The organism is Streptomyces sp. NPDC059224 (assembly GCF_042754285.1).
Classification (GTDB): domain Bacteria; phylum Actinomycetota; class Actinomycetes; order Streptomycetales; family Streptomycetaceae; genus Streptomyces.
Map to the genome: position 1 here is coordinate 1 of NZ_JBHZAN010000060.1, position 23,681 is coordinate 23,681.

44 protein-coding genes are annotated in these 23,681 nt (G+C 71.0%); 40 read left to right on the top strand and 4 right to left on the bottom strand.

From position 1 onward, the window contains the following. Nucleotides 1-202: 202 nt before the first annotated feature. From ACFXI4_RS41070 to ACFXI4_RS41080, 3 genes are all read right to left on the bottom strand, one after another. Entirely contained in the window at nucleotides 203-1,432 is a 1,230-nt protein-coding gene (locus ACFXI4_RS41070; protein WP_385001747.1) for a tyrosine-type recombinase/integrase, read from the bottom strand. Between the two features lie 55 nt (nucleotides 1,433-1,487). Further along, complete coding sequence (locus ACFXI4_RS41075) at nucleotides 1,488-1,742, bottom strand: hypothetical protein (RefSeq protein ID WP_385001750.1); 255 nt, start codon at nucleotides 1,740-1,742, stop codon at nucleotides 1,488-1,490. Nucleotides 1,743-1,941: 199 nt separating this feature from the next. Continuing rightward, a complete protein-coding gene (locus tag ACFXI4_RS41080) occupies nucleotides 1,942-2,307 on the bottom strand; it encodes a helix-turn-helix domain-containing protein (RefSeq protein WP_385001753.1) in 366 nt (121 codons plus the stop codon). 266 nt (nucleotides 2,308-2,573) lie between these two features. Here ACFXI4_RS41080 and ACFXI4_RS41085 point away from each other — a divergent pair, with 266 nt between their 5' ends. The 27 genes from ACFXI4_RS41085 to ACFXI4_RS41215 all read left to right on the top strand — a co-directional run bounded on the left by ACFXI4_RS41085 (nucleotide 2,574) and on the right by ACFXI4_RS41215 (nucleotide 14,586). Continuing rightward, nucleotides 2,574-2,888 (top strand): XRE family transcriptional regulator, encoded by a 315-nt coding sequence (locus tag ACFXI4_RS41085; protein ID WP_385001756.1) that lies wholly within the window; start codon nucleotides 2,574-2,576, stop codon nucleotides 2,886-2,888. Continuing rightward, nucleotides 2,872-3,096, top strand: coding sequence for a hypothetical protein (locus ACFXI4_RS41090; RefSeq protein WP_385001759.1), 225 nt, complete (start codon nucleotides 2,872-2,874; stop codon nucleotides 3,094-3,096). The genes ACFXI4_RS41085 and ACFXI4_RS41090 overlap by 17 nt, the downstream gene beginning before the upstream one ends. Nucleotides 3,097-3,181: 85 nt before the next feature. Next, the gene (locus tag ACFXI4_RS41095; protein ID WP_385001762.1) at nucleotides 3,182-3,613 is read left to right on the top strand and encodes a hypothetical protein; all 432 of its coding nucleotides are present in this window, start codon (nucleotides 3,182-3,184) and stop codon (nucleotides 3,611-3,613) included. Next, nucleotides 3,610-4,011, top strand: coding sequence for a hypothetical protein (locus ACFXI4_RS41100; protein ID WP_385001764.1), 402 nt, complete (start codon nucleotides 3,610-3,612; stop codon nucleotides 4,009-4,011). The genes ACFXI4_RS41095 and ACFXI4_RS41100 overlap by 4 nt, the downstream gene beginning before the upstream one ends. Further along, on the top strand, nucleotides 4,008-4,580 hold the full coding sequence (locus ACFXI4_RS41105; protein WP_385001767.1) for a hypothetical protein: 573 nt from the start codon (nucleotides 4,008-4,010) through the stop codon (nucleotides 4,578-4,580). Before ACFXI4_RS41100 ends, ACFXI4_RS41105 begins: the two co-directional genes overlap by 4 nt. Beyond that, a complete protein-coding gene (locus ACFXI4_RS41110) occupies nucleotides 4,577-4,705 on the top strand; it encodes a hypothetical protein (RefSeq protein ID WP_385001770.1) in 129 nt (42 codons plus the stop codon). The genes ACFXI4_RS41105 and ACFXI4_RS41110 overlap by 4 nt, the downstream gene beginning before the upstream one ends. Beyond that, nucleotides 4,702-5,217, top strand: a complete 516-nt coding sequence (locus tag ACFXI4_RS41115) for a hypothetical protein (RefSeq protein WP_385001773.1) — start codon at nucleotides 4,702-4,704, stop codon at nucleotides 5,215-5,217. Before ACFXI4_RS41110 ends, ACFXI4_RS41115 begins: the two co-directional genes overlap by 4 nt. Then, on the top strand, nucleotides 5,217-5,492 hold the full coding sequence (locus ACFXI4_RS41120) for a hypothetical protein (RefSeq protein ID WP_385001776.1): 276 nt from the start codon (nucleotides 5,217-5,219) through the stop codon (nucleotides 5,490-5,492). The genes ACFXI4_RS41115 and ACFXI4_RS41120 overlap by 1 nt, the downstream gene beginning before the upstream one ends. Then, nucleotides 5,492-5,782: a hypothetical protein gene (locus tag ACFXI4_RS41125; RefSeq protein WP_385001779.1), complete on the top strand. Its 291-nt coding sequence runs from the start codon at nucleotides 5,492-5,494 to the stop codon at nucleotides 5,780-5,782. Before ACFXI4_RS41120 ends, ACFXI4_RS41125 begins: the two co-directional genes overlap by 1 nt. After that, nucleotides 5,779-6,648 carry a Rad52/Rad22 family DNA repair protein gene (locus ACFXI4_RS41130; RefSeq protein ID WP_385001782.1) on the top strand — a complete coding sequence of 290 codons (870 nt, stop codon included), beginning with the start codon at nucleotides 5,779-5,781 and terminating at the stop codon, nucleotides 6,646-6,648. Before ACFXI4_RS41125 ends, ACFXI4_RS41130 begins: the two co-directional genes overlap by 4 nt. Then, complete coding sequence (locus tag ACFXI4_RS41135; RefSeq protein WP_385001785.1) at nucleotides 6,645-7,187, top strand: hypothetical protein; 543 nt, start codon at nucleotides 6,645-6,647, stop codon at nucleotides 7,185-7,187. The genes ACFXI4_RS41130 and ACFXI4_RS41135 overlap by 4 nt, the downstream gene beginning before the upstream one ends. Nucleotides 7,188-7,245: 58 nt before the next feature. Beyond that, nucleotides 7,246-7,515 (top strand): hypothetical protein, encoded by a 270-nt coding sequence (locus tag ACFXI4_RS41140; RefSeq protein WP_385001788.1) that lies wholly within the window; start codon nucleotides 7,246-7,248, stop codon nucleotides 7,513-7,515. Next, a complete protein-coding gene (locus ACFXI4_RS41145; RefSeq protein ID WP_385001791.1) occupies nucleotides 7,508-7,936 on the top strand; it encodes a hypothetical protein in 429 nt (142 codons plus the stop codon). The genes ACFXI4_RS41140 and ACFXI4_RS41145 overlap by 8 nt, the downstream gene beginning before the upstream one ends. Next, nucleotides 7,933-8,427: a hypothetical protein gene (locus tag ACFXI4_RS41150; protein ID WP_385001793.1), complete on the top strand. Its 495-nt coding sequence runs from the start codon at nucleotides 7,933-7,935 to the stop codon at nucleotides 8,425-8,427. Before ACFXI4_RS41145 ends, ACFXI4_RS41150 begins: the two co-directional genes overlap by 4 nt. After that, nucleotides 8,424-8,837: a WhiB family transcriptional regulator gene (locus ACFXI4_RS41155; RefSeq protein WP_385001796.1), complete on the top strand. Its 414-nt coding sequence runs from the start codon at nucleotides 8,424-8,426 to the stop codon at nucleotides 8,835-8,837. Before ACFXI4_RS41150 ends, ACFXI4_RS41155 begins: the two co-directional genes overlap by 4 nt. Next, nucleotides 8,834-9,076 (top strand): hypothetical protein, encoded by a 243-nt coding sequence (locus ACFXI4_RS41160; protein WP_385001799.1) that lies wholly within the window; start codon nucleotides 8,834-8,836, stop codon nucleotides 9,074-9,076. The genes ACFXI4_RS41155 and ACFXI4_RS41160 overlap by 4 nt, the downstream gene beginning before the upstream one ends. Continuing rightward, nucleotides 9,073-9,627: a hypothetical protein gene (locus ACFXI4_RS41165; protein ID WP_385001802.1), complete on the top strand. Its 555-nt coding sequence runs from the start codon at nucleotides 9,073-9,075 to the stop codon at nucleotides 9,625-9,627. Before ACFXI4_RS41160 ends, ACFXI4_RS41165 begins: the two co-directional genes overlap by 4 nt. A gap of 115 nt (nucleotides 9,628-9,742) precedes the next feature. After that, complete coding sequence (locus tag ACFXI4_RS41170) at nucleotides 9,743-10,180, top strand: hypothetical protein (RefSeq protein ID WP_385001805.1); 438 nt, start codon at nucleotides 9,743-9,745, stop codon at nucleotides 10,178-10,180. Nucleotides 10,181-10,272: 92 nt separating this feature from the next. Continuing rightward, on the top strand, nucleotides 10,273-11,106 hold the full coding sequence (locus tag ACFXI4_RS41175) for a hypothetical protein (protein ID WP_385001808.1): 834 nt from the start codon (nucleotides 10,273-10,275) through the stop codon (nucleotides 11,104-11,106). Further along, on the top strand, nucleotides 11,103-11,567 hold the full coding sequence (locus ACFXI4_RS41180) for an XF1762 family protein (RefSeq protein WP_385001811.1): 465 nt from the start codon (nucleotides 11,103-11,105) through the stop codon (nucleotides 11,565-11,567). Before ACFXI4_RS41175 ends, ACFXI4_RS41180 begins: the two co-directional genes overlap by 4 nt. A 48-nt stretch (nucleotides 11,568-11,615) precedes the next feature. Continuing rightward, complete coding sequence (locus ACFXI4_RS41185; protein WP_385001814.1) at nucleotides 11,616-12,173, top strand: WhiB family transcriptional regulator; 558 nt, start codon at nucleotides 11,616-11,618, stop codon at nucleotides 12,171-12,173. A 16-nt stretch (nucleotides 12,174-12,189) separates the two neighbouring features. After that, entirely contained in the window at nucleotides 12,190-12,402 is a 213-nt protein-coding gene (locus tag ACFXI4_RS41190) for a hypothetical protein (protein ID WP_385001818.1), read from the top strand. Nucleotides 12,403-12,487: 85 nt separating this feature from the next. Then, nucleotides 12,488-12,685 (top strand): hypothetical protein, encoded by a 198-nt coding sequence (locus ACFXI4_RS41195; protein WP_385001821.1) that lies wholly within the window; start codon nucleotides 12,488-12,490, stop codon nucleotides 12,683-12,685. Beyond that, entirely contained in the window at nucleotides 12,682-13,014 is a 333-nt protein-coding gene (locus ACFXI4_RS41200; protein WP_385001824.1) for a hypothetical protein, read from the top strand. Before ACFXI4_RS41195 ends, ACFXI4_RS41200 begins: the two co-directional genes overlap by 4 nt. 20 nt (nucleotides 13,015-13,034) lie before the next feature. After that, nucleotides 13,035-13,199 (top strand): hypothetical protein, encoded by a 165-nt coding sequence (locus ACFXI4_RS41205; protein ID WP_385001827.1) that lies wholly within the window; start codon nucleotides 13,035-13,037, stop codon nucleotides 13,197-13,199. Then, a complete protein-coding gene (locus ACFXI4_RS41210; RefSeq protein WP_385001830.1) occupies nucleotides 13,196-14,359 on the top strand; it encodes a hypothetical protein in 1,164 nt (387 codons plus the stop codon). Before ACFXI4_RS41205 ends, ACFXI4_RS41210 begins: the two co-directional genes overlap by 4 nt. Before the next feature lie 2 nt (nucleotides 14,360-14,361). Next, nucleotides 14,362-14,586 carry a hypothetical protein gene (locus tag ACFXI4_RS41215; RefSeq protein WP_385001833.1) on the top strand — a complete coding sequence of 75 codons (225 nt, stop codon included), beginning with the start codon at nucleotides 14,362-14,364 and terminating at the stop codon, nucleotides 14,584-14,586. Nucleotides 14,587-14,646: 60 nt separating this feature from the next. Here the strand turns inward: ACFXI4_RS41215 and ACFXI4_RS41220 are convergent, their stop codons facing one another. Further along, a complete protein-coding gene (locus tag ACFXI4_RS41220) occupies nucleotides 14,647-14,928 on the bottom strand; it encodes a hypothetical protein (RefSeq protein ID WP_385001836.1) in 282 nt (93 codons plus the stop codon). A 188-nt stretch (nucleotides 14,929-15,116) separates the two neighbouring features. Between ACFXI4_RS41220 and ACFXI4_RS41225 the strand changes: the two genes are divergently transcribed. The 13 genes from ACFXI4_RS41225 (at nucleotide 15,117) to ACFXI4_RS41285 (ending at nucleotide 23,558) form a co-directional block, all read left to right on the top strand. After that, entirely contained in the window at nucleotides 15,117-15,905 is a 789-nt protein-coding gene (locus ACFXI4_RS41225; protein ID WP_385001839.1) for a hypothetical protein, read from the top strand. A gap of 8 nt (nucleotides 15,906-15,913) precedes the next feature. Next, nucleotides 15,914-16,057: a hypothetical protein gene (locus tag ACFXI4_RS41230; RefSeq protein ID WP_385001842.1), complete on the top strand. Its 144-nt coding sequence runs from the start codon at nucleotides 15,914-15,916 to the stop codon at nucleotides 16,055-16,057. Between the two features lie 14 nt (nucleotides 16,058-16,071). Then, nucleotides 16,072-16,581: a hypothetical protein gene (locus ACFXI4_RS41235; protein WP_385001844.1), complete on the top strand. Its 510-nt coding sequence runs from the start codon at nucleotides 16,072-16,074 to the stop codon at nucleotides 16,579-16,581. Then, entirely contained in the window at nucleotides 16,581-16,883 is a 303-nt protein-coding gene (locus ACFXI4_RS41240; protein ID WP_385001847.1) for a hypothetical protein, read from the top strand. The genes ACFXI4_RS41235 and ACFXI4_RS41240 overlap by 1 nt, the downstream gene beginning before the upstream one ends. Nucleotides 16,884-17,004: 121 nt before the next feature. Then, complete coding sequence (locus ACFXI4_RS41245) at nucleotides 17,005-17,259, top strand: hypothetical protein (protein WP_385001850.1); 255 nt, start codon at nucleotides 17,005-17,007, stop codon at nucleotides 17,257-17,259. Between the two features lie 142 nt (nucleotides 17,260-17,401). Next, on the top strand, nucleotides 17,402-17,863 hold the full coding sequence (locus ACFXI4_RS41250) for a hypothetical protein (protein WP_385001853.1): 462 nt from the start codon (nucleotides 17,402-17,404) through the stop codon (nucleotides 17,861-17,863). A gap of 121 nt (nucleotides 17,864-17,984) precedes the next feature. Continuing rightward, nucleotides 17,985-18,404 (top strand): hypothetical protein, encoded by a 420-nt coding sequence (locus tag ACFXI4_RS41255; RefSeq protein ID WP_385001856.1) that lies wholly within the window; start codon nucleotides 17,985-17,987, stop codon nucleotides 18,402-18,404. 2 nt (nucleotides 18,405-18,406) lie between these two features. Beyond that, complete coding sequence (locus ACFXI4_RS41260) at nucleotides 18,407-19,753, top strand: terminase large subunit domain-containing protein (protein ID WP_385001859.1); 1,347 nt, start codon at nucleotides 18,407-18,409, stop codon at nucleotides 19,751-19,753. 8 nt (nucleotides 19,754-19,761) lie between these two features. Next, nucleotides 19,762-22,056 carry a phage portal protein gene (locus ACFXI4_RS41265; protein ID WP_385001862.1) on the top strand — a complete coding sequence of 765 codons (2,295 nt, stop codon included), beginning with the start codon at nucleotides 19,762-19,764 and terminating at the stop codon, nucleotides 22,054-22,056. 2 nt (nucleotides 22,057-22,058) lie between these two features. After that, on the top strand, nucleotides 22,059-22,364 hold the full coding sequence (locus tag ACFXI4_RS41270; protein WP_385001865.1) for a hypothetical protein: 306 nt from the start codon (nucleotides 22,059-22,061) through the stop codon (nucleotides 22,362-22,364). Nucleotides 22,365-22,366: 2 nt separating this feature from the next. Beyond that, entirely contained in the window at nucleotides 22,367-22,708 is a 342-nt protein-coding gene (locus tag ACFXI4_RS41275) for a hypothetical protein (RefSeq protein ID WP_385001868.1), read from the top strand. Further along, on the top strand, nucleotides 22,705-22,899 hold the full coding sequence (locus ACFXI4_RS41280) for a hypothetical protein (RefSeq protein WP_385001871.1): 195 nt from the start codon (nucleotides 22,705-22,707) through the stop codon (nucleotides 22,897-22,899). The genes ACFXI4_RS41275 and ACFXI4_RS41280 overlap by 4 nt, the downstream gene beginning before the upstream one ends. Continuing rightward, nucleotides 22,899-23,558 (top strand): HK97 family phage prohead protease, encoded by a 660-nt coding sequence (locus tag ACFXI4_RS41285; RefSeq protein ID WP_385001874.1) that lies wholly within the window; start codon nucleotides 22,899-22,901, stop codon nucleotides 23,556-23,558. The genes ACFXI4_RS41280 and ACFXI4_RS41285 overlap by 1 nt, the downstream gene beginning before the upstream one ends. The last annotated feature ends 123 nt before the right edge of the window (nucleotides 23,559-23,681 follow it).

Consider the following 23,681-nt stretch of genomic DNA (forward strand, 5'->3'; position numbering starts at 1 on the left):
GTGGAGCCTAGGGGAGTCGAACCCCTGACATCCGCCATGCAAAGTCACGTGCACCGCAGACCCGGTTTCGCCGGGTGTCGCCGGGTGGCCCCGAGTGCAGGTCAGTAGTGCTGAGACCTACCGAGATCCCGGTTCGCCGAGGCTCGCCAAGATCCTCCGGGTGGGTTTTGTGGAATCCATGTGGACTCCCGGCCCTGTCGCGTCACGACACGGCCCGCAGGTGACGGCCCTCGCTCAGTGCCGCACGCGCGTTCTCCAGTGCCTGCTCACCACGGTGGGTGTACATCCACGTCACCTTCCCGCCCCGCTCGTGCCCGAGGATGTACTGCACGTCCACCTCGGACATGCCGCCCTCGTGCAGCCGCGAAGCGAACCGGTCCCGGTAGTCGCTGACGCGCGGCCACCACTCCTTCCGGCCGGTCTCCGGATTCGTCACCATCCGCGCGAGCCCGGCCGACTTGATGGCCGGGATCCAGTAGCGCCGAAAGTTGTTCCTGTTCAAGGCGCCTTCGACTGTGACCAGCTTCCCGTCCACCTTGCGCTGTTCGCCGCCGAGCGGGGACCGGAACATCAGCTCCTCGGCGTGCATGCCGTCCTCCACCGCGGTGACCGTGGCGGCCGGATCCAGGCGGGCGATCATGATGTCCACCGCTGTCCGGGCCTTCGGCGAGAGAGGTACGGTGCGGAAGCCGGCGGCCGTCTTGGGGATTCCCTGCCGCCGCAGCGTGCCGCGGTCGTCAATGACCACTTCCCTCACCTTGACCGTGTCGTCGTCCAGGTCGAAGAAGACACGGCGGGTGCCGGCCATCTCGCCCCACCTGAGACCGGTCTCCTCGAGGAAGTCAGCGATGGGGTGCCACCAGGAGGGCAGCTGCTCACGGATGAGGGCGTACTGCTCGGTGGTGGGCGGTGCGATGTCGTCCGGGTGCTTCACTGGGGGCGACGACGTCTTGGTGACATCGACGGCCGGGCTGAACGGGATCCGCTGATCCCGGACTGCGTCCCGCAGGAGTGCCTTCAGCAGCTCCAGCACCTTCGTCTGCGTGGCGTGGCCCTTCAGCTCCTTGGCCACCCACGTCTGAAGCTCCAGGTACGTGAGGGAGTTCAGCTTGCGCCTCCCCCACTTCGGGCGGATGTGGTGCGTCCACGCCGAGTACTTCCGGTTCCGCGTGGTCGGCCGCGATGGGGTGTTGGCCGGCCACCACTCGTCCCACCATTTCTCCAGGGTGATGTCGCCCCGTTTCGGGTCCAGGTAGGTGCCCTTCCGGACTGATCCGCGGACGTCGTCCAGGAAGGCTTCTGCCTCCTTCTTCTTCGGGAAGTTCCGGGCTTTCTGCTCGCCGTCAGCGTCGCGGTAGCGGGCCTGCCATGAGCCGATGCAGTCACGGCGTGGCTTGCGAGCGTCGCCGTCGGCGGGCGGGAACTTCGCCATGCACTGCTTGCAGCCGCAGGACTTGGACCGCAGCTGCCTCGGGTTGTTTGCTGCCCTACGCGCCAAGGTGGATCACCTCGTTGCTCCTCTGCTTGGGGATGGCAGCGAGCAGGTCTAGTTGCTCGCCGCACAAGCAGCGTGCACCGAACTCGGGTTGGTCCACGCCGAGTTCTTCGAGAACGGTGCGCAGGGCTTCGATGGCGTAGAGGCCGTGGAGTTCGGCGGGGATGGTGATGGTGAACCGGTCGGCGTCCCATGGGTCGGTGAGCGACTGGAGCGGCGCTGACTGGACGCGGATGCACATAGGCACTCCCCCGGGTTGCACGTGTGGCTGAGGTGCACCGATGGGGGAGGACATCGGCTCTGTGACCGACCGTACATCCGTCTGGTGGAATATGCGACCACTCTGCGCACAGAGAATGCATAGAACCTGACGGGGAGTAGTCGGATCCGTTTTACGGAGACACGCGAGCCCAAGGCAGGGTTGTACGAAAGTTTCTGAGCAGCAGTCAGGAAGCGGCGTCGTTGCTGTCCGCTAGGGCGTTGGCCTGGATCAACACCATGGCTTGCTGTTCTTCGGTGAGCCGGTCGAAGACCTTCAGCACGGCGTCTCGCCGGTCCGGGGAGAGCGGGGCAGGCGCCCTCTTTCCGGCAGCTGCGAACAGGCGCCCCTCGGTGAACTTGGGGTAGGCCGCGGCAAGCGCACGGATGTACTTCGGCCGTGGGGTCGCCAGGCCGCGGGCCCAGTTGTTCACGGTGGAGACGTGGACGCCGAGCCGGTCGGCGATGGCCGGCTCCTTGACGCCGTACTCGTCCTTCAGCGCGGCGAGTGCCTGCGCAAAGGTTTCCACGGCGGGATCGCTGGGGGTGTCCACGCAGGTAAGAGTGCCTGCCAGCTTCTACTTTTCGCAAGTGAAAGTAGAAGGCATGGCGAGAACTTGGCGGCGCGCGACCTCCCCGTTACGCGCCGTCGCACGCTGCATATGCCGACAGAATAGAACACGTCTTCGATTGGCGCATCCGACTCGGCAGGCCTTGGCGAAACTCGGCGAATCCATTGACAGGCTTCGATTTCGAAAGTAGAAATATCGAAGCACCTCACACGAGGTGCGAACCAGCCACCACGGCACGAGGTCCACGCATGCCCAAGCTGCTCCGCAAGCGCGACGGAAAGCCACTCAGAGACGCCATGGCCCGAGCCAAGATGTCCGGCCCGGAACTTGCCGAGGCGACGAAGGACGTGGACCCCACCGGCAAGGGCGTCAGCCCCGCCACCGTCGGGCGGATCACCGGGCAGGGCAAAACCGCACGTGACCACTGCGAGTGGACCACTGCCTGGTTCGTTGCCGAAGCATTGCACCGGAGGACGAACGCCCCCCTGCAAGACCTCTTCGCCATGCCCTCACCTTCGACTTCGAATATCGAAAGGTCAACCCCCGATGCCGACGAAGGCTGAACGACTCACCCCCCTCCCGGCCGGCCTCGTCCCGCTGCTCACGCAGAAGCAGATCGAGACGTACTACGGCGTCTCCGACTGGCAGATCCTCCGCTGGATCGACGCGGGGATGCCCGAGGAGCCGTTCGCCGGCCGCGGTCGCCGCTTCAACCTCGCCCGCTGCGAGGAGTGGCACGCCAAGCAGGCCGCGCTCGCGCCGACCGCCTGACCCCAGAAACGCCGAAGGGCCGCCCGCTTTGACCGGCCTGGCGACCCCCGACCCGGCGCCCCTACACACAGAAAGAGGCCACCGAATGGCCACATCATTGCAGACCCGCAGGCGGGCGATCCCGCTGCACGAGTCGCCTCTCGCGCGTCCGGCCTCGGTCCCGGCGGTGTTCCGCGCGGCGGCCCGCCTGCTCGCCGCGAACGGCCTGCACAAGGGCGACTTCGTCCCCGACGCCATGGACCGCGAGATGGACGTCCCGCATCACCTGCGGCCGATGTCGATCGTGGCGGCGCTGAAGTGCGCGACGACCGGCGACCCGCACCGCACCTCGCTGCTGGCCGACGAGGCGATCGCCACGCTGGCACTGCGGCTGGAGGTCGACGGGGAGGGACCGCTGTTCGGCGGCATCTTCGACCTGGAGGCGCACGTGGACTCGTGGGGGGACGCGGAGTCCCGGACCACGGAGTCGGCGGTGGCGGTGCTGGAGCGCGCGGCCGAGACGGCGGTGTCGGCATGAGCGACGTGCAGCGCAAGAAGAGTCTGATGGCCGCGCATTCGGTGGCCCTGCACGTGCAGGTGGTGTCCCCGGTGCCGCCGACCACGGTCACCGTCACGTGCTACAGCTTCAGCCCCCGCAAGTCCCACGTGGACGTCAGCTTCCACATGGACCTCGACGGCGTGGAGCAGCTGGCCAAGGTTCTCGGGGTCGAGACGACGACCCGACCGCACAGCGAGACCGACCCGCAGATGTACACCGTGGCCAACGCGGTGGTCGCAGGCATCCCGGTGAAGATCTGGACGCTCCTGGACGCGCCCAAGGAAGACGGCGAGCCCGACGAGTGGTGCACCGGCTGCAACACGGACCACGCCCCGAACGAGTGCGGCTACCGCCCGGAGTCGGGCGGTGCGGCATGAACACGCGCCGGGTGAATACCGCGGCGGACGTCATCAACCGCGCGCTCATGCAGACGAGGACGGCGGCGGGTATCGCGCTGGCGTTGGAGTCGGCGCAGCTGCTGATGTCCCCGGAGACCGCCGCCGAGCTGGAGCAGCTGCGGGCGCGGGTCGCCGAGCTGGAGGCCGCGCCGCTGGCCTTCGCCGAGCAGCTGGACGCGAAGTCCCTCGACAACTTCCTGATCTCCCTCGGGTCCGCGGCCGAGCACGAGCCGATGGGCGAGGCGATCAACCGCGTGCACGAGGTGATCCGGTCCTTCCGTGACGGGCTGGCCGCAATGCAGGACACGGCCCCGGTGGTCGTCGGTCAGATCTACTGGCGGGCCGCCGAGCCGGACGTGCGGGTGAAGGTGACCCGGGTCTGGACCGTAGACGGTGCCGCCGAGCCGAGCATCGCCTTCGACATCCGCGGTAGGGACTGGCGCGGACGTCCGGCGACGTCGTTCAGCGCGCTGCGCGTCGGCTTGTTCCGTCAGCTCTACCGCCTCGACACCACGGTGACGCAGCCCGCGACGGGTGGTGCGTCGTGACGTCCGACCAGGTCATCGAGTGGGTGCTGTGGCTCGGCCTCGTGTGGGCGGTCTGGTTCCTGTACTGCGCGGTCGACGCCCCCACCCTCGCCCTGCACTGGCACTGGAAGCGAGGCCGCCGATGAGCGCCCGCGATGACCTCGCCTGCGCCGTCACGCCCGAGTTGAACGGCCCCGGGGCGAACCAGCTGATCGACGCCTACCGCGCCGAGGTGCTGGCCGCCGATGGGCAGGCGTACGACGGCGAGTTGGCCATGCTCCGCACGCTGGTCCGCACCCTCCGCACGGTCGTCCGCGATGACGACCAGCTGCCCGAGGTCCGGCGCCTGCTGTGGCTGCACGCCAGCGACGACGCCGCCGCTCGGGAGCAGGCCAAGGGGAAGAGCAGCCGGACGCTGGCCGACGCCACCCCCGGACTCACCGAACGGCAACAGCGGCTCCTCGGCGCGATCCGCACCTACGGGGGCCAGTGGAACACCGCCCGCGTGGGGTCGCTCTACGCCCTCACTGACCCCGGCGTAGTCCAGCGCGGCACCCACCGCCGCGACTTCGAAGCCCTCCACAAGGCCGGCTACCTCGTGCTCGTGGAGGAGCCCGACAACCGGCACTACGTGCTGCACAGGAAGGACGGCCGCTGATGGCCACCGGACCCTCTCACTACCGCGAGGCCGAGGCGCTGCTGCGGAAGGTAGAACGCCTCGCCCTCGGCGACAACGCCGACCCGACTGCGGCCCTCGCGATCGCCACGGCGGTCGTGGGCCACGCCACCCTCGCGCTCGCCGCCGCCACCGCCCTGTCCGCGGCTACGGCGGGCAACGACAACGCGGGACTGACCGAGACGGAGTGGGATGCGTGGGCCTCGGCCGCCGCGACCACCCCCGCGCCCGTCGTCGTGGACGGGGACGACGCCTGATGACCACCACCGTGCCGGCCGAGGCCCTCGCCTCGGCCGCCGGGCCCGAGCCCGGCTGGCCGACCGACTGGGAGCGCGTCCTCGACACCGCCATCCGCACGTGGGGTGGCGAATGGGACACCGCCCGCGTGCAGCGGCTGTACCTCGCCCGCTACGGGCGGCCCGTGGGCCGCACCGACGCCCGCGCCTTCCTCTCCCGCCGCGCGCACCAGGGGCTGATGCAGCTCCACGACCGGCCGAACGCCCGCTACTACACGCTCCGCACCAACCGGAAGGACGGCCGCCCGTGACCGGCCCCAAGCTCACCGAACAGCAGGTCGCGTTCCTGCTCCAGCCGATCAGCGGCAAGCGCGTCCGCAACCTGCGCGGCATGTCGCACCTGGAGGCGTGGGACGTCCGCCGCCAGCTCATCCGGATCTTCGGCTTCGACGGGTTCACTGTGGAGACCGTGGCACTGGACCTCGTCCACGACCACGTCAACCCGAAGTACCGGAAGAAGAACAAGGCGGGCGAGGAGTACGGCCCGGCCTACCCCGCGTGGACCGTCGTCTACCGGGCGCAGGTCCGCCTCACCGTCAAGGCGACGGACGGGCGCCCGCTCACGGTGTTCGAGGACGCCGCCGCCGGGGACGCGATCAACCAGCCGTCCGTGGGCGACGCGCACGACCTCGCCATGAAGACCGCGCTGTCGCAGGCGTTGAAGCGATGTGCGGTCAACCTCGGCGACCAGTTCGGTCTCTCGCTGTACAACGACGGCTCGCAGGACGCCGTGGTCATGCGGTCGTTGGCCTATATGGGTGACCCGGTGCCCGAGGCCGACGACGCCCCGGTGAAGCCCGAGCAGGCGCCGCCCGGCGAGGACGACGACACCCCGCCGCCGAGCAGCCCGCCGCCGCCCGCGCCCGCGCCCGCGTCCGCGCCGACGGCTGTTCCGGACCCGGCGCCCGCGCAGCAGCGGCCCGGCGCCATGCCGCCGGCCGGGGCGAACGAGCGGCAGACCGCCCTCGACGCGATGTGGGACGCCGCCCGCGCCGTCAACTTCGCCGACGGCCTGCCCGCGCAGTTCGTGTCCGCCTTCGGCCACCCCATCGACCAGGGCACCGCCGCCGAGTTCCGGCAGGCCCGCGACCTCATGACCGGGAGCGCCGCCGCATGAGCAACCTCCTCGAACTGGCCCGCGAAGAGGCCACCCTGAAGGCCCTCGCCGACGCGGTCACCGACCGGCTGAAGCAGGTCCGCGCCGAGACGCAGGCCGCGCTCGACACGGCCGAGGAGCAGACCGGTACCCGGCAGGTCGCCGCCAAGCTGGACGACGGCACGCCGATCGCCACCATCTCGCTCACCGACCCCAAGCCCGAGGCCAAGGTGACCGACGCCGAGGCGTTCCAGGCGTGGGTAATGGAGGCCTACCCGGACGAGATCGCCCGCAGGTTCGTCGCCGAGGTGCGGCCGGCCTTCGCGGACAAGGTGCTCGCCGAGATGACGGCCGCGGGCGTGGCCCGGGTGGTCGACACCGCGACCGGTGAGATGCACGACGTGCCCGGCGTGGAGGTGAAGGCCACCCGGTCGCGGAACCACTCGCTGCGCTTCAAGCCCACCGGGCGGGACGACATCGCGAGGGCGTGGCAGGCGGGGCGGCTCGTGGTCCCGGGGTTCTCGGCGCCGCTTGCGGTGGGAGCGGGGGCCGAATCGTGAGCCTGCTCGCCAACACCTCGTGGCCGACGGCCCCGGCTCCCGGATCGAGGGACGAGTCGTGAGCCCTCTCGCCCGCATCCGACAGTTCATGGAGCCCGGCCACGGCCACCGCCGCAAAGGCGCCAGCACCCAGTGCCCCGAGGCCACCGTCTCGCTGCGCGCGCTGATGCGTCCCACCGAGGCCATGGTCAACGACGTGGCGTGGTGCCCGGCCGAGGAGCGGGAGACGCTGCACGCGTTCCTGCGGCCCGGCGGCCGGCAGTGCTGGACATGCCGCACGATCACCACGGACCCGACCCCGCGCACGCCGGAGGTGGGCCGTGGCTGACACCGATGACCAGCTGGACGAGCTGTTCACCGCCATCTTCAACCGGCCTCGCCGGGGGCCCGGCGCCGTCGCATCGTGCGGAACCGCTGCTGGCTACCGCCGTCATCGGCGCAACGGCGAACAGCCCTGCCCGCCGTGCACGGAGGCGAACACCACGGAACAGCGCGAGAACTTCAACTCCCCAGTCAAGCGGCCGTCGCAGTTGAAGCCGATCGCGCACGGCACCCTCGGCGGGTACAAGCAGCACCGCTATAGGCGTGAGCAGGCCTGCGAGGAGTGCCTCGCGGCACAGCGGGACTACCAACGGGGGCACTCCGCTGGGAAGCCGAGGAAGGCGGCTGCTCCGAAGCCGAAGCAGTACCTGACGGAAGAGGAGTGGCAGGCTCGCGCTGCTTCCCGCCAGAGCGGCGGTGCGGAGTGATCGAGCCGACGCTCTTCGAGCCCGAGGTCCCGGCCGCCACCACGGCGGCCGGGCCCCGGCCCTACGTCATCACCCTGCCCGCGGGGCTGGACCTGATCAACGCCAACCAGCGCATGCACGAGAAAGCCCGCGCCCGGCTGACGAAGAAGATCCGCGAAGCAGCGTTCGAATCGGTCAGTGAGTGCCCGTCCCTGATGGATGCTCTGGCCGCCGCCAAGCCGGACCCGCTGTTCGAGCGGGCACACATCCTCGGTGTGCTGCACCCGTCCACTGACGGCCGCCGCCGAGATCCGGCCAACTGGTACGGCAGCTTCAAAGCGGCGGTGGACGGGCTCGTGGACGCGGGCTTGTTCGAGGACGACGACCACACGCGTGTCGTGGGCCCGGACATGCGTCTCGGCACGGTCGTGAAGCGCGGGCAGCTGGTCCTCGTGGTCCGCGGGCTGGAGCCCGACGAGGACCCCCTCGGCTACCAGGCGGTGGCCCGATGACCGCCGCGAGCTGGGCACTGCGAGCGGCCTGCCGAGGCATCGACCTCGAAGCGTTCTTCACCGAGTCCCGGACCGGCATGGAGCAGGCCAAGCGGTTCTGCGCGGTCTGCCCCGTCCGCCGGGACTGCCTCGCCGAGGCGCTCCAGGCCGAGGACCAGTCCGCCCGGTACGGGGTTTTCGGCGGGTTCAGCGCGGCCGAGCGCACCGACATGGTGCGGCGCCAGCGACGCGCGACGCCGAAGGCCGCACCGGTGCCGAAGCAGCCCCGCCAGCCCGCCAAGTGCGGTACCAGGCCCGGCTACCAGAAGCACATCCGGGAGCGGACGGAGATCTGCGGGCCGTGCCGGCAGGCGAACACGGACGCGGACAACCGGCTGCGGCGTACGGGCACGACGAAGGCCGCGCGGTGAGTCCGGCCCGCGGGCGCCGCGCCCCGCCGCAACGCGACTACGTCCCGGGCCAGCTCCTCGACTGGCGTGACTCGAAGCACTGGGACTACGACGGCCCGCGCCCCTGCCGCTACTGCGGGTTCGACACGCAGCTACGCGACTCGCATGGCAAGCCCGCGCACAAGACCTGCGCCGAGGAAGCCCTCGCTATCCAGGCCGCTGAGGCGGCTGACCGCTACCAGCAGAACGGACCACGATGACCGACCGCATCTTCACCCGCGAGCAGCTCGAAGCCTGGGACCTCCCCGGCGCGTGGGCCGACGACGCCCCCGAGATCCTGCACCGTGAGCAGGTCGACACCCGGCGCTGGGTGTCCGTGAACGAGCTGATCTTCCGCGCCCCGGATGACGGCAAGGCGTACCGCGTCTACTACGACGAGGGCCTGACCGAGAACCAGGAAGACACCGACCCCTGGAACGACGACCGCGAGGTCAAGGGCGCCGAGGTGGAGCAGCGCCCCAAGACCACCATGGTCTGGGAAGACGTCCGCGCCGCTGCCACCCCGGCCGAGGCCCCCGCCAAGGGCGCCATTCCCGCCGAGGCCGCCGCGCACGTCCTCTTCCAAGAGCGGCTCGGCGGCTGGCCCCCCAGCACCTTCGCCGCCAAGCTCCTCAACCTCTGGACGTCGGCCGACACCGCGAACGCCGACCGCCTCGCCGCCGCCTTCCCCGAGTACGCCGCCGCCATCGCTCTCATGCGCAGCGGGACGGCCGGGATCGACCAGCTGCGCGCCATCGCCGACGGCTCCTGACCACCCTCCCGACGGCCGAACCCCCGGGCCCCAACCCGCGGCCGTCACCGGGCCCGCCGCCCCCTCGGCGGGCCCGCCCCAGCACCCGCACCACCCGATCCAGAAAGGCCAGCACATGCCCAAGCTCGCATCCACCGAAGTCCCCGAGGTCAAGCTCGACTCGGCGGCCGTCGCCATCGAGGCGTCGATGACCCGCGAGCAGCGCCGCGGCCTCTTCGAGAAGCCGGGCCAGGTCGTCTACGCCATCGTGGAACTCACCTCGAAGTCCTACACCGGCCACGCCGAGGGCGAGGACAAGAAGCCGAACGTCAAGTTGCGCGTCACCGGCTGCGAGGTCGCCCGCTCCGACGAGGACGCCAAGTCCCTGATCGAGGCCCGCGCCGCCATGTACCGCGGCCGACAGATCGACGGGACGTTCGACGAGGTCGGCAAGGGGCCCATCCACCCGGACGACACGCTCGCCGACCTCACCGCGAGCAAGCCGACCGAGGCCGAGCTGAAGGCCCACAAGGCGCGCGTGGAGGCGCGCCGCCGGGCCGAGTACCAGAACTAGCTGCCCGTCGCCGGGGCGGCCGTACAGCGGGCGCCCCGGACCGACCGGATCTTGCCGGATCGGTTCCGCAACATCACCGAGAGAAGCCCGAGTTGAGCACTGACCAGCAGGCCCCGGCCCCCGGCAGCGTCCCGAACGCCTTCGGGAACGCGCTGGCGTGGCAGTGGACGCGGAAGCAGATGTCCGCGTACCTACGCCGCTCCGGGCTGCCCCTGCTCCTGTGCCAACTGCGGAACCTGGCCAGCGCCTCGGGGGAGATCGCCTTCAACGGCGACCGCAAGCCCATCCGCATCACCGACATCGCCGCTGTCTCCTGCTGTCGCGAGAAGGACGCGCGCCGCTACCTGGAGGCCGCCGTCCGTGCCGGCGTCGTCCGGGTGGTGGGTGAGCGGAAGCGCGGCAAGGCGACCCGGTACGTCCTCGTGGTGCACCCGTTCCCGGACTGGCAGGCGGCCGAGGACTACCTGAAGTCGACGGGCAGGGCGCCCGGCAAGGGTGCTGCGCCGTGGCAGGACGACGACGAGAGTTCGGGCCACCGCGGCCCGAACCACATCGGGCCACCGCGGCCCGAACTTACCGACGGTACGGATGAAGAAGTTCGGGCCACCGCGGCCCGTATGAGTTCGGGCCACCGCGGCCCGACCGGTTCGGGCCACCGCGGCCCGAACAACCCAGGGGGGTATCCAAGGGATTCCCACGACGGGGCTGACGCAGTTGATCAACCTCAGGTGGATGGGCCCCCTGGAGAGCAGATCGATCACCAGGAACACCCCCACACCGACCGGCCAGACGCCGGACCGGCACCCGCCGCCACCGCCGGCCGCTGCCGCCGCTGCCAGATCCCGCTCATCCGCACCGGCCGCGACCTCTGCGCGGGCTGCGAGCAGTACCTCGCCACCACCGACCACGGAAGGCACAGCGCATGACTCTGCACCTCGTGCCCGTCCACTTCCGCGACGCCGCCGCCTTCGTTGCCATGTGGCACCGCCACCACGACGCACCGCAGGGCATGAAGTTCACGGTCGGGGTTGCCGACGAGCGCCGGATACTCCACGGCGTCGTGATCGTCGGCCGACCGGTCGCCCGCCACTTCGACAACGGACAGACCCTCGAAGTCACCCGATCCGCCACCGACGGCACGCCCAACGTCAACTCGATGCTCTACGGCGCCGCCTGCCGAGCCGCCTACGCCCTCGGCTACACGCGGCTCATCACCTACACGCAGGCCGGAGAGACCGGCGCCTCACTCCGAGCAGCCGGGTGGCGCGTCATCGCCGAGCGCCCCCCTCGGCCCGGCTGGGACACGCCAGCACGACCCCGTGACCCCACCGGCACCGAGCACATCCCGCGAACGCTCTGGGAAGCCCCCGAGCCCACCACCGCCTGACCAGCAGCCCGGCCAACCGCCCCACGACCAACCCCCAGGGGAGCGCCCATGCCCAGCCTCGCCACCCTCACCGCCACCACCACGGGCCTGCCCTGCCGCGAAGAGCCCGCCCCGTTCTTCAGCACAGACCCGAACGAACGGCACTACGCAGCCCGCCAGTGCCACCGCTGCCCCCTGCTCCTCGCCTGCCAGCAGCACGCCCTCGCCACCAGGGAGCAGCACGGCGTCTGGGGCGGGGTGGACTTCGAGGCCCGGGCCATGGGCTGCGGCACCGAGCGCGGCTACCAGGTCCACCTTCGGCGGAAGCAGGAGGTGTGCCCGCGCTGCCAGGCGGTCCACGACGAGGCGGTGGAAGCGAACCGGCGCCGGCTGCTGGAGCTGGCGCACCGGGAGGGCGGCACGGTCCGCGGCTACGCCATGCACCGGAAGTTGGGGGAGCGGCCGTGTGACGGCTGTAGGTCGGCGCAGGGACGTCAGTCTGCGAAGCGCCGGGAGCGGCTGCGGGCCGAGGCTGCACGGCCGTGTGCGCCTGTCGTGGCCCTGGAGCCCGCCGAACCCCTGCGAGGCCCGCACGCGGGCGCACACGCCCTCGCGATCGCCAGCTGACCCATCGGAGACCGCCGTGAACGGACACCTGCCCCTCGACTGCCCCGGCTGCCACACCGGCTGGCGCACCCCCCGCCAGCTCCTCTGCCCCGACTGCTGGCCCCAGCTGCCCCACGACACCCGGACCCGACTCCAGCGCCGCGACGTCCTCGCCGAGCGCAGGCGCACCCAGCTACGGGCCGCGCTACGCGACCGCATCCCGCTCGGCGTGATCCGAGTGATCCGGTGACCGGCGTCATCGCGTTCGTCGTCCTCGTGTTCACCACCGCCGCACTCCTCTGCGGCCACGCCCTCTTCCCACCCTGGAGACGCCGATGAAACTCAGCTGCCCCAACTGCCCCAACACCCGGGCCGCCGGCCACTACCTGTGCCGGGCCTGCTGGTTCCGCCTCACCGCAGCCGCCCGCCAACGGCTCAACCTCAGCGACAGCAAGGCCTTCGCCCGGCTCCGGGAACTCCATGGCCAGATAGCCACCCACACCCCACTCGACCAGATCGTGATCAGCCGATGAGCCGCATCACCACCGTGCTCGCCTGCTGCTACATGGCCGCCGCCGGGGTGCTCTTGCACTTCGGCGGCACCGCCCGCAACGCCGGCCGCTACGGGTACGCCGCGGTGTTCGGGGTGATGGCCGTGCTGTTCGTTGCCGCCGCCGTCCACCACGCCTACCACCGTGAGGAGTTGCGGGACGCCCTCGCCCGCCTGGAGCACACGGCCCGGCCCACCACTGCGCCGCCGCCCGCAGCCCCGCCGGGTCCCGGCTGCTGCGAGACGTGGTGGGCGACCGCCGGCGCCGAGCACGACCCCAAGCACTGCACCCGAAAGGACCAGACCCTGTGAGCACGCCCCGCGATGAGCTCGTGCAAGAGCTCGCGTACGTCGTCGGCAAGGAGCGCGCCGAGCAGCTCGCCGACGCCTTCGCCCACCAGCTCGCCGAGCAGCTGCGCCGACAGTGCGACTGCGGCGACGAGGGCACATGCCGGTGCATGTGCGCCGACCGCATCGACCCGAAGGAGCGGCTGTGAGCCAGCCCAGCCCTGACGCGAAGGCCGTCGTCCGTGCCGCCGAGCAGCTGACGACGCAGGTCCGACGCATCGCCGACGCCCTGTCGACGCCCGTCGTCCGCACCGAGGTCGCCACCGACGACGACGCGGCGACGACCTACAACCTCATCGCCGACAACATGCCCTTGGCCACCTGCCGTCGGATGGAGACCCGCACCTGCCCGGAGTCCTACAACGGCCCGTGTGGGGACCGGCCCTGCGCCCGCTTCGAGTCGGAGGACCCCACGCCCTGGCTCGACACGGCCGCAGCGCCGGCCACCGAGGAGCAGCTGTCGGTCAAGCGGATCAGCCACCCCCTGATCCTCAGCGACGAGCAGCTCCAGGCGGCGCAGGAGCGGGCCGCGCTGGCGGACCAGGCCGCCGACGAGGACACACAGCGCGCCGTCCGCCGAGACAGCCTGCGCATCCTCCTCGGCCGCGCGCAGCGTGTCGGCCTGACGTGGGACGAGGGCGACCTACTACGCCAGCACACCGAGGCCGAGATCCGCGAGGCCGACACCGCACGCGAGGTGGCAGCCGGGAACAAGCGGCACGTGCAGCTGATCGTGCCCGAACTGGAGCGCACGGAAGCCAGGCGCGCCGAGGAGGAGCGGCTGCGCCTCGCCCTCGCCAAGGAGCGGGACCGGTGGAAGGAACGCGCCGAGCAGGCGCGGGGCGAGCGCGACCGGTCTGACGAGGCGGCACGGCTGGCGCGTGAGCAGCGGCAGGAGATGGCCGAGGAACGGCACGCGTGGCAGGAGCGCGGGGACCGGGCCGAGGACGCCATTGAGCGGGTGCGCGACCTGCACGCCAGCGTCCTTCGAATGGAAGCTCTCGTCTGCGCCCACTGCGGCCACGCCTGGCCGTGCGACACCGTCCGCGCCCTGGACGGCACCGAGCCCACCACGGAGCAGCCCGTCACCTGCACGGCCACCATCCCCAACAGCTTCGAACCGGGCGCAGCCTTCCACCGCTGCGCCGCACCCGCAGGGCACTACGACGAGAGCAACGAACCCGTGTTCACCGAAGAGGAGCACTCCCCGGGAGGCTGGCACGACGACGGTCAAGGACACGTGTGGTCGGACCGTGCCACCGGAGCCACGCCCCACACCGCAACCGAGCCCACCACGAAGGAGAACTGACCATGGGATGGGGATCCGCCGGCGCCACGTTTATCGACCCCGTAGCGCGCGCCCTCCGAGAGGCAGGCGCCAGCGACGAGCTGAAGGAGAAGACCCTCACACCCATGATCGCCGCCCTCCAGGCCGAGGACTGGGACACCGAGCTGGACAGCCTTCAGCTGTTCCTCGATGACCCGGCGATCGTCCAGGCGTTCGCGGCCAACGGGATTGAGTGGCCCGACGACTGACCGACGCAGGTCAACGCCCCGTCACCCCGTCACGCGACGGCGGTCGACGGGGCGTCGTCGTCAGCTCATGCCCTTCCAGATCCGCCACGCCCGGCTGCGATCCGTACCGATCGCCTCACCGATCTCCGGGAAGTCCATGCCGCCCTCGTGCAGCGTGTCGACCGCCTGCTGCCTGATCTCCTTCGCCAGGGTCCGCTCACCCGGCCACTCCCGCAGGATCAGGCCCGCCGCCCGCGCCCGCACCGCAGCATCCGGGATGGCCTCCAACCCGCGCAGCGCAGACCGCACCCCGGCGAGCACCGCATCCGCAGCCTCGCGCGCCTCGTCCGTCTCCTCGGCCATACCCGACACCTCCCCGCCGGAGCGTAGGTCTGCACACCCGTCGTCGTGTCGGGTAGCCTTCACGGTGTCGGATACCCGACACTAGCGTCACGACGGGCCGACGACGCCCGACGACGCCCCACAACTGAACGAGCCCCGGACGGTGTGCGACCACCGGCCGAGGCTCTGACCACCGGAGAGTGACCTCCATGGGCTGGACGAAGCCTCGCACACCCACCACACCAGCGGCACCCTGGTACGCCAGAACCGCCACCGCCGCCGGCCGCCCCGCCGTCCTCGCCGCCACGCTCCTCATGTCGATGCCCGGCGAGTACCACGTGGCCAAGTTCGCAGGCTGGACCGACCCGTGGGCGTACGGCATGCCGTTCTCCCTCAGCGCCTACGCCGGCATCGCCGCGGTCGTCGCCGCCACCCGGCCGAAGGGCGCACGCGGCCGGTTCTCCGCCACCGCCGGGGCCGCCTTCGCCATCGTGCTCGCCCTCGCCGCACAGGTCGTCGCCCACCTCGTGAACACCGGGCACATGGACCACAACCAGGCCTGGTTGATCGCCATCACGTCGATGGTGCCCCCGGCCGTGCTGGCTCACCTGCTGCACCTAGCAGCCACGCCCGTGCCCACCGAGGCGCCCGCGGCCGAGCCCGCCCCGGCACCGGTCACCGTGCAGCGCGCGCCAGCTGCCGCACCGCCGATGCCCGCGCAGGCCCCCGCCGCCGTGCAGCAGGCGCCTGCACCCGCGCTGCCCGCCCCGGCCGCGATCGTCTACCAGGACCCGCGCTGCGCCGCCGTACGCCCGCTGTACGACACCGGCACCCGCCCGTCCACCTCGGCCATGCGCGCCGCCCTCATCACCGCCGGCCACGGCCGCGTCGGAGACTCCACCATCCGCGGCGTCATCCGAGCCGAGATCGAGCAGCACGAGCCGCACCTCGCGCAGCTGCCGCCCGCGCTGCCGATGGCCGCCGGACAGAACCCGTAGGCCCGGCCGTGCCCGCCGCGTGCTACGCCCTCGTGGCCCTCGCCGCGCTTCTCGGCCTCGCCCTGGTCGACCACCGCACCGTCCCGCCCATCAGCGGCACGTGCGCCCTCATCCTCACCCTCGCGGCGCTCGGCGTCGCCGTCCTCCGCTGAAGGACCCAGCACCCATGACGTACGTGACCATCGGCGGTGTCACCGTCGGACTCATGATCCTCGCCTACCAGCTCGCCCTCTGGTGGCCCGGACTCAAGCCCCTCCGTAAGGACCCCGTGCGCCACGCCGCCGCGCTCCTGCCGTTCTTCCTCTCGTGCGCGTACGGCGCCCTCACCGTCCTCGGCATCGGCGGGCTGATCGGATGGGCCGCCCGCACCGCCGTGTGGATCACCTCATGGCTCGGAGACGTCGCACTCGTCTGGGGTGTCGGCACGGATGCCGGCCAGCGTGCAGGCGGCACGGTCTACCTCCCGCTCACGCAGACCGGCGGCGCCCTGGTCCTGATCCTCACCGTGATCGTGGTCGTCACCGCGAAGAAGTCGACCAAGCACGGCGGCGCGATCAGCCGCGGCGCCTGGTGCGGAATGACCCTCGGCACCTCGGCCGGCATCGCCGGGTTCGCCGCCGTGCCCCTCGCCACGGCCGCGAACTGGCTCGGCGGCACCGTCTACGGGGCCATGTGATGGGCAGCCGGAAAGAGGCCGAGGAGCCCGAGGAGCAGCCGTCCCGCGCGGCTGGGGCGTGCGTCCTCGTGGCCCTCGCCGGGGTGGTCGTGGCCGCGCTGTTCGCGATCAGCGACGCGCTCGCCATCCTCGTCCTCGTCGCGGCCGGGGTGTTCGCCCTGTGGCGGTCCGTGCGCCGTACAGCTAACCCCGCTCCCCCACCGCCCCCCGAGAGTGGCTCAGACGCAAACCCGCAGTTCACGGTCACGGAGGATCGGCCGGGGCACTGCACCGTCACGTGGCACGAGGAGGTGACCGACTGATGTTCCGTCGCCTGATCGCCCGTGTGCACGAGTACTGCGGCAAGTGCGGCTGGTGGGTGGAGAACTGCCCGCACCAGAAGTAGCCCGACCCGCTGTCACACCCCGAGAGGACCATGCAGTCATGACCGAGATCGCGAAGCGCGGCGCAGAGGTCGAACCGGCCGAGCCCCCCACCCTGCTCACCGCCGAGGACATCGCCCGGCTGCTCGCCGAGATCCACGCCGTCCGCGACGATCCCGAGGCCGCCCACGGCCGTACCGACGACCTTCACCGGGCCGTGCTCGCCACCATCGCCGCCGGGGCGCCTGACGCCGAGCTGCTGGCCGCCGCCGCCCTGCGCACCGAGACCCTGGACTTCGCGCGCTGGTGCGCCTGACCGCTGTCACACCCCCGTCCTACAGTGGACGGGTCATCGAGGTCCGCGCCTACCTCCCCCGGGGGCGCGGGCCTCACCCCTGTCCGCTGTCGGTCCGCTGTGCCACCATGCCCCCTCAGACCACACCGCAATGGGGGGAACCATGCGCAACACCACCGGCCTGCTCGCCGTCACCGCCGCCGCGCTCCTCGCGCTCACCGCCTGCTCCTCGTCCGACGACGCCAGCAGCAGCCCGAGCACCACCCCGGCCACCACGGCCGCCGTCACCGAGGAGTCGAGCACCACGCCGACGCCAGCCGACGCCACCGAGCTGGAGCGCGTCGCAGGCACGTACACGGACCTGTACTTCGGGGGGAGCGGGAAAGCGGCGTACGCGTTCCTGTCGAAGCGCTGCAAGGCCAAGGCGGACCCGGACGTGTTCACGGCCACCGTGGAACAGGCCGCGAAGGACTACGGGCCGGACCACCCGGCGACGGACGTGCACGCCACCGTATCGGGGGACATGGGCCGCGTCTCGTACAAGGTGAAGGGCCTGCCCAAGTTCGACCAGGACGCGCAGCCGTGGGCGCGTGAGGGCGGTACCTGGAAGTACGACGCCTGCTGACCCCGCGCACCACCCGGACGCCCCGTCGACCTGCGTCGGCGGGGCGTCGTCGCCCCCGCGAATTGCAGCCCCCAAGATCCTGGCCAGCCGAAAATCCGTACCTTCACACCAGGGAGGTGCGGTGCCACGGCGGAACGCGAACCACGATCTCGGCCTCGTGCGACAGCACGAGGTCGTACGCCTGCGCACCCAAGAGAAGCTCCAGTTCCGGCAGATCGCCGAACGCCTCGACTGCGACGTAAAGAACGTCTACGTGGCGTGGAAGCGCGGCGTGGCCGAACTCGCGGCGCAGGCCGCTGAGGCGCACGGCGAGTACCTCGGCGAGCAGCTCGCCAACCTGGCCATCGCCATCGACAGCCTCATGCCCAAGGTCATCAAGGGTGACGTCCGCGCCGTGGAAGGCCTCGTCAAGCTGTTCGACCACCAGGCCAAGCTGCTCGGGCTGTTCGCCCCGGTGAAGGCCAACGTCACCATCACCGACGAGATGACCGCCCGCATCACCGCCCTCGCCGAGCAGATCGCCGAACTGGACGAGGTGTGACCATGCGCCTCGCCGAAATCCCCGCCACCCTCGCCGGTCTCTCCCCGGCCGAGCTGGAGCTGCTGGAGCAGCAGCTGGCGGCGAAGCTGTGGGCGAAGCGGTGGGGCCGGTGGAAGCCGTACCCGTGGCAGGTCGCGCCCGAGCACATCGAGACCCTCGGCTGGTGGCTCCAGCTCGGCGGCCGAGGAACCGGCAAGACCGACGGCTGCGCCCGCTACATGGTCGCCCACGTCAACGGCCCCCCGTGTGACCCGAGGCTGCCCGGCGGGCACCGCATGGCCATCATCGCCCCGACGCAGGGCGACGCCGTGGAAGCCTGCGTCAACGGCCCCTCTGGACTGAAGGCCCACGACCCGCGGGTACTGCTCCGCACGACCGTTGGCGGCACCTTCGCGCGCTGGCCGTCCGGGGCCGAGGCCAAACTCTTCGGCAGCCACACCCCGGACGACGTGGAGCGTCTCCGCGCGGGCGGTAACCGGTGCCTCGTGTGGATGGAAGAAGTCGCCGCGCAACGCCGGTTGAAGGACGCGATCACACACTCGGAGATGGGCCTGCGTATCGGACCGAACCCGCACTACATCGCGTCAACCACGCCCAAGCCACGCACCGAGATCATCGAACTGACGAAGCGCGCAGACGTCATCCTCACCCGCGGCCGGACCCGGGACGCCATCCACCTGCCGCAGGAGCAGCGGGACAAGCTGATCGCCAAGTACGCCGGCACCCGCACCGAGGCACAGGAGCTGGACGGGATCCTGCTGGAGGACATCGAGGGCGCCCTCTGGTCCCGCAGTGGGCTGGACGCCGCGCGCGTCGGTGCCAAGCCCCCGTTGGCCAGCGTCGTCGTGGCCATGGACCCCGCGGCGACGTCCACCGACGACGCCGACGAGATGGGCATCATCGTGGCCGGCCGCGGCACCGCGTACATCCCGGACAAGAACGGATTCGCCCGCCGGCACGGGTACGCGATTGACGACCTGTCCGGCCGGATGCCACCCATCGAGGCCGCGCGGACGGCGATCCGGGCGTACCACGAGCACCGGGCTGACGCGATCGTGGCCGAGGTCAACAACGGCGGCGAATGGATCGGCACCGTAGTGCGGCAGGTCGACCCGACCGTGAACTACCGGACCGTCACTGCCAGCCGGGGCAAGGTGACCCGGGCCGAGCCGGTGGCCGCGCTCACCGACCAGGGCAGCGCGCACATCGTCGGCAGCCTCCCCGAGCTGGAAGAGCAGCTCGTCACGTGGGTGCCCGGCGACGACTCCCCCGACCGGCTCGACGCGTACGTGTGGGCCCTCACCGATCTCATGCTCGCTTCCGCGGGCAACACAGCCGCGGTCGCCTAGGAGGACCAGTGACCCACAACAGGAACCGAGCCCTTCGCCGAGCCGCCGAGACCCGGGCCGCGTTCGGCATCGACACCCTGCGCGACCGCATGCCCATCACCGTCGCCTCCGTCGGCGGGCAGCAGTCCCTCACCATGGCCCTGGACGCCGAGGCTCGCGGCTACGCCCACAGCGCGGTCGCCTACCGGTGCGTCGCCGCGATCGCCGACAACGGCTCCAGCGTGCCCCTGGCCGTGGCCCGCCCGGACGGCTCGTACATCGAAGGCCACGAGGTCGCGCAGCTCTTCAACAAGAGGCCCAACCCGTTCATGAGCGCGCGGGCCTTCAAGTCGCTCATGCTCCAGCAAGCCGAGTTGGCGGGCCAGTCCTTCGTCTGGCTGAACCGAGGTGAGACCGGACTCGGCCCGATCACCGAGGCCCACCTCGTCTTCGACAGGGTGGACGTCATCGTGGACAAGCCGCTCGCGCAGCGGCCGACGATCGCCGATCTCCTCGGGTTCGTCATCCGCCGCACCGACGGCGTACAAGTCCCGGTGCTGCCCGAGGAGATGCTCTGGCTCCGGTATCCGCACCCGTTCGATCCGCTGGGCTGCCTCGCCCCGTGGAAGGCCGCGCGGCACGCCGTCGACATGGACGCGTACGCCCGCGAGTGGCAGCGCTCCAGCTACGCCAACGGGGCCCGCCCCTCGAACGTCGTCTACCTCGGCGACATGGAAGAGCGCGAGTACAACCAGACGGTGGCCGCGTGGCGGTCCTCGATGCAGGGCCCCGGCAACGCAGGCAAGTCCCTGTTCGTGCGGTCGCAGCCCGGCTCTGGCGGGAACGGCGGCAAGGGCATCGCCGTCGAGCGGATGACGTTCACGCCCGAGGAGATGGAGTACCTCGAATCCCGGATGGCCAACGCCGCCGAGGTGATGCTCGCCTTCGGGATCCCCCACGACTACCTGTCCGCCGGCACCACATACGAGAACCGGGCGGCGGCCAAGACCACGCTGTGGTCGGACACCATCGTGCCGAAGCTGGAGATGATCGCCAGCGAGATTGACCTTCGGCTGCTTCCCTCCGACGCCGAGGACGCCGAGTTCGATCTGTCCGGCGTGGACGCCCTGCGCGAGTCCCGGGACGCGGTCGTGACCCGCACAACCCAGCTGACCGAGGCGGACATCGTCATGCTGGACGAGGCCCGCGCAGAGGCCGGGTACGACCCGCTGCCGGGCGGCATCGGACAGCAGACGCTGACCGCCTACCGGTCTCAGTACGAGCCCGCCCCGGCCACGGCCGCAGGCACCCAGCGCCTCGACACCGTCGACCTGGAGGCCATCGTCACCCGCGTGGTGACGTCCGTGCTGGCCCCGCTCATGGCGCCGATGACGCAGCTCGACGCCCGTCCGGCGCCCCGTCGTCTGGAACTGCTGCGCGCCGACGACGCCCCATCGTCCCCGTCGATCGCCGACATCAACGCCGCGTACGACGAGCTGGAGGGCGCCGGCCGCCGCGCGGTGCAGGCCCTCGCGCGCGAGCAGCGGGAGCGGGTGCTGCGGGACTTCGACCGGCTGATGAAGAAGCCCGAGCGGTCCGCAGCCTGGCTCGGCGAGGTGCGCACCGAGGCGTGCGCGCTGGCTCGCGAGCAGCAGCTCGTGCTCGCGCCGCCGGACCCGGAGCAGGTACCGGCCGCGCGGCTCACCGATCTGGATGTGGCCTCGGGCCCGGAGGGGTGGGAGGAGCGGATCAAGCTGCGGGACTTCTTCGACGGCGCGTACTGGCGGCGGCAGACGGCGAAGGTGCTGCGCCCGTTTGTGGAGCGGGCGTGGAAGCGTGGCGGCGCGAGCATCACCGCGGACTTCGACCTGGACGAGCCGACCGTGGCGGACGCCCTCCGGGACCGGATCGAGGAGTTGGCCGGGCAGGTGACGGCGACCACGGAGCAGGTGCTTCGTTCGCAGGTGCTGGCGCACGGTGTCGCCGAGGGCGAGTCGGTACCCGAGCTGCGGGCGCGGATCCAGCAGGTGTTTACGAACCTCGGCGACTACCGGGCAACGATGATCGCCCGCACGGAGACGGTGGGCGGCTACAACCAGGCGTCGTTCCTAGCCGCGCTGGACGCGGGGGCGACGACGAAGACGTGGCTGGCGACGGACGACCAGCGGACGCGGGAGACGCACCGGCAGGAGAACGGCCGGTCCGCGCCGATGAACAAGCGGTTCACCCTCACCAAGTCGCGGTGGCCTGCCGATCCATCGGCCCCGGCCGCACAGTCGATTCAGTGCCGTTGCGCGCTGACCTACCAGTTCGAGGAGTCCTGACCATGACCACCGACCCAGACCGCCCCTGCCCGCACGAGAACTTCGACGCCTTCGTGGACGTCGGCCGCATCACGGCCAGTGAGACCGACCCGACCGTGATCGGCTACTCGGCCGAGATCAAGGTGACGTGCCGCGACTGCGCCGAGCCGTTCCGGTGGACGGGCGTACAGGCGGGTCTGTCCCCGCGTGGGCCGATGTGCAGCGTGGACGAAACCGAGCTGCGCGCCCCGCTCCGTCCCGCGAGCGCGGACCCCGACTTCGGCATGGGCCTACCTGGCTTCGCCGTCAACTTCCGGGGAGGCAACTAAACATGGCGACGCTGCTGCGCGGGGAAGTCCGTGCCATCCTCCAGCCCGCAGGCACAGCCCAGTACCAGGGCGCCTACTGCCCGCCCGGCGTGCCCTTCAAGGAGGTACGCCGCGGCCCCTTCGACGGAAAGAAGGACATCGCCGTACGGCCCGACGCCGACGGCGGACTACCGCAGGTGATGACGTTCGGCGGCGGCCAGGTGGCATACGAGTACGACGGCCGCGACCAGCAGGGCCGCGCCGTCTACCGGTACGCCCCGAACCTCAGCCCCTCGCACCGCGAGGTGATGAACGGCGTGGCCGAGGTCTATGCCGAGCACGCACTGAAGCAGGCGCAGACGTGAAGGCGCTGCTGCGCGCCATTGCTGGCCGCTGTGAGACACACGACCGTGCGTCGTACGCCGTGACGGCCCGGCTGGAGCACGAGGCAGGCCTGCCCATCTCCTCGCCACCGGACAGCATCACGGACCAGTTCATGGACCCCGACCTGATCGACTGCGGCAACCGCCGCTGCCGGACGAAGAGGAAGAGCTGATGGAGATCGAGTTCCGCGTCTTCGAGACGCACGAGTTCCGCGTAGACGAGGGCCAGGACGGCACGTTCGACGGCGTGGCCTGCCAGTACGGGAAGAAGGACTCGTACGGGACGACCTTCCACCCGGGCGTGTTCCGGAAGGGCATCGACAAGGGCTCGTACGCCTACCTGTGGATGCACTCGCCGTACTCTCCGATCGGCACGTTCCGCGCCGACGAACAGACCAACCTGCTCCACATCGCCGGGGCCTACGACGACACGCAGGATGGCCGCGACAAGAGGGCGATGGCCCGGTCCGGCAGCGCGCGGGAGCTGTCCGTCGGGTTCGTGCGCACCGACCTGCCCGAGTGGAAGAAGCTCGCCGAGATGGGCGACGAGGACCGCGCGGACGTGCTGGAGAACATCCGCTCCGCTCGGCTCGTGGAGGTCTCGCAGATCACCGCGCGTATGGCGGCCGTGCCGGGATCGAAGCTGAAGACCGTCCGCTCCGCACTCGGCGCGCTCTACACCGAGACCGTGGCCGAGCCCACTCTCGCCGAACGGCTCGCCGAGTACGACCGCGAGCACGGCCGGGACACGGCGCTCGCGCACGAACAAGAGATGCGGCGCCGGCAGCGGCGGGCCGCGCTGCTGAAGCTGTCCACGGTCGGCGGCGCGTGATGGCTGGCAGGTTCGTGTCTCGCGCGCAGTGGCGGTGGGCGTTCGCCCGGAAGATGCCGTGGGCCCGCGCATGGGCCCACCGCACGCGCTCGTACCGCGTGCTGCCGCGCCGGGCGCGCGGCG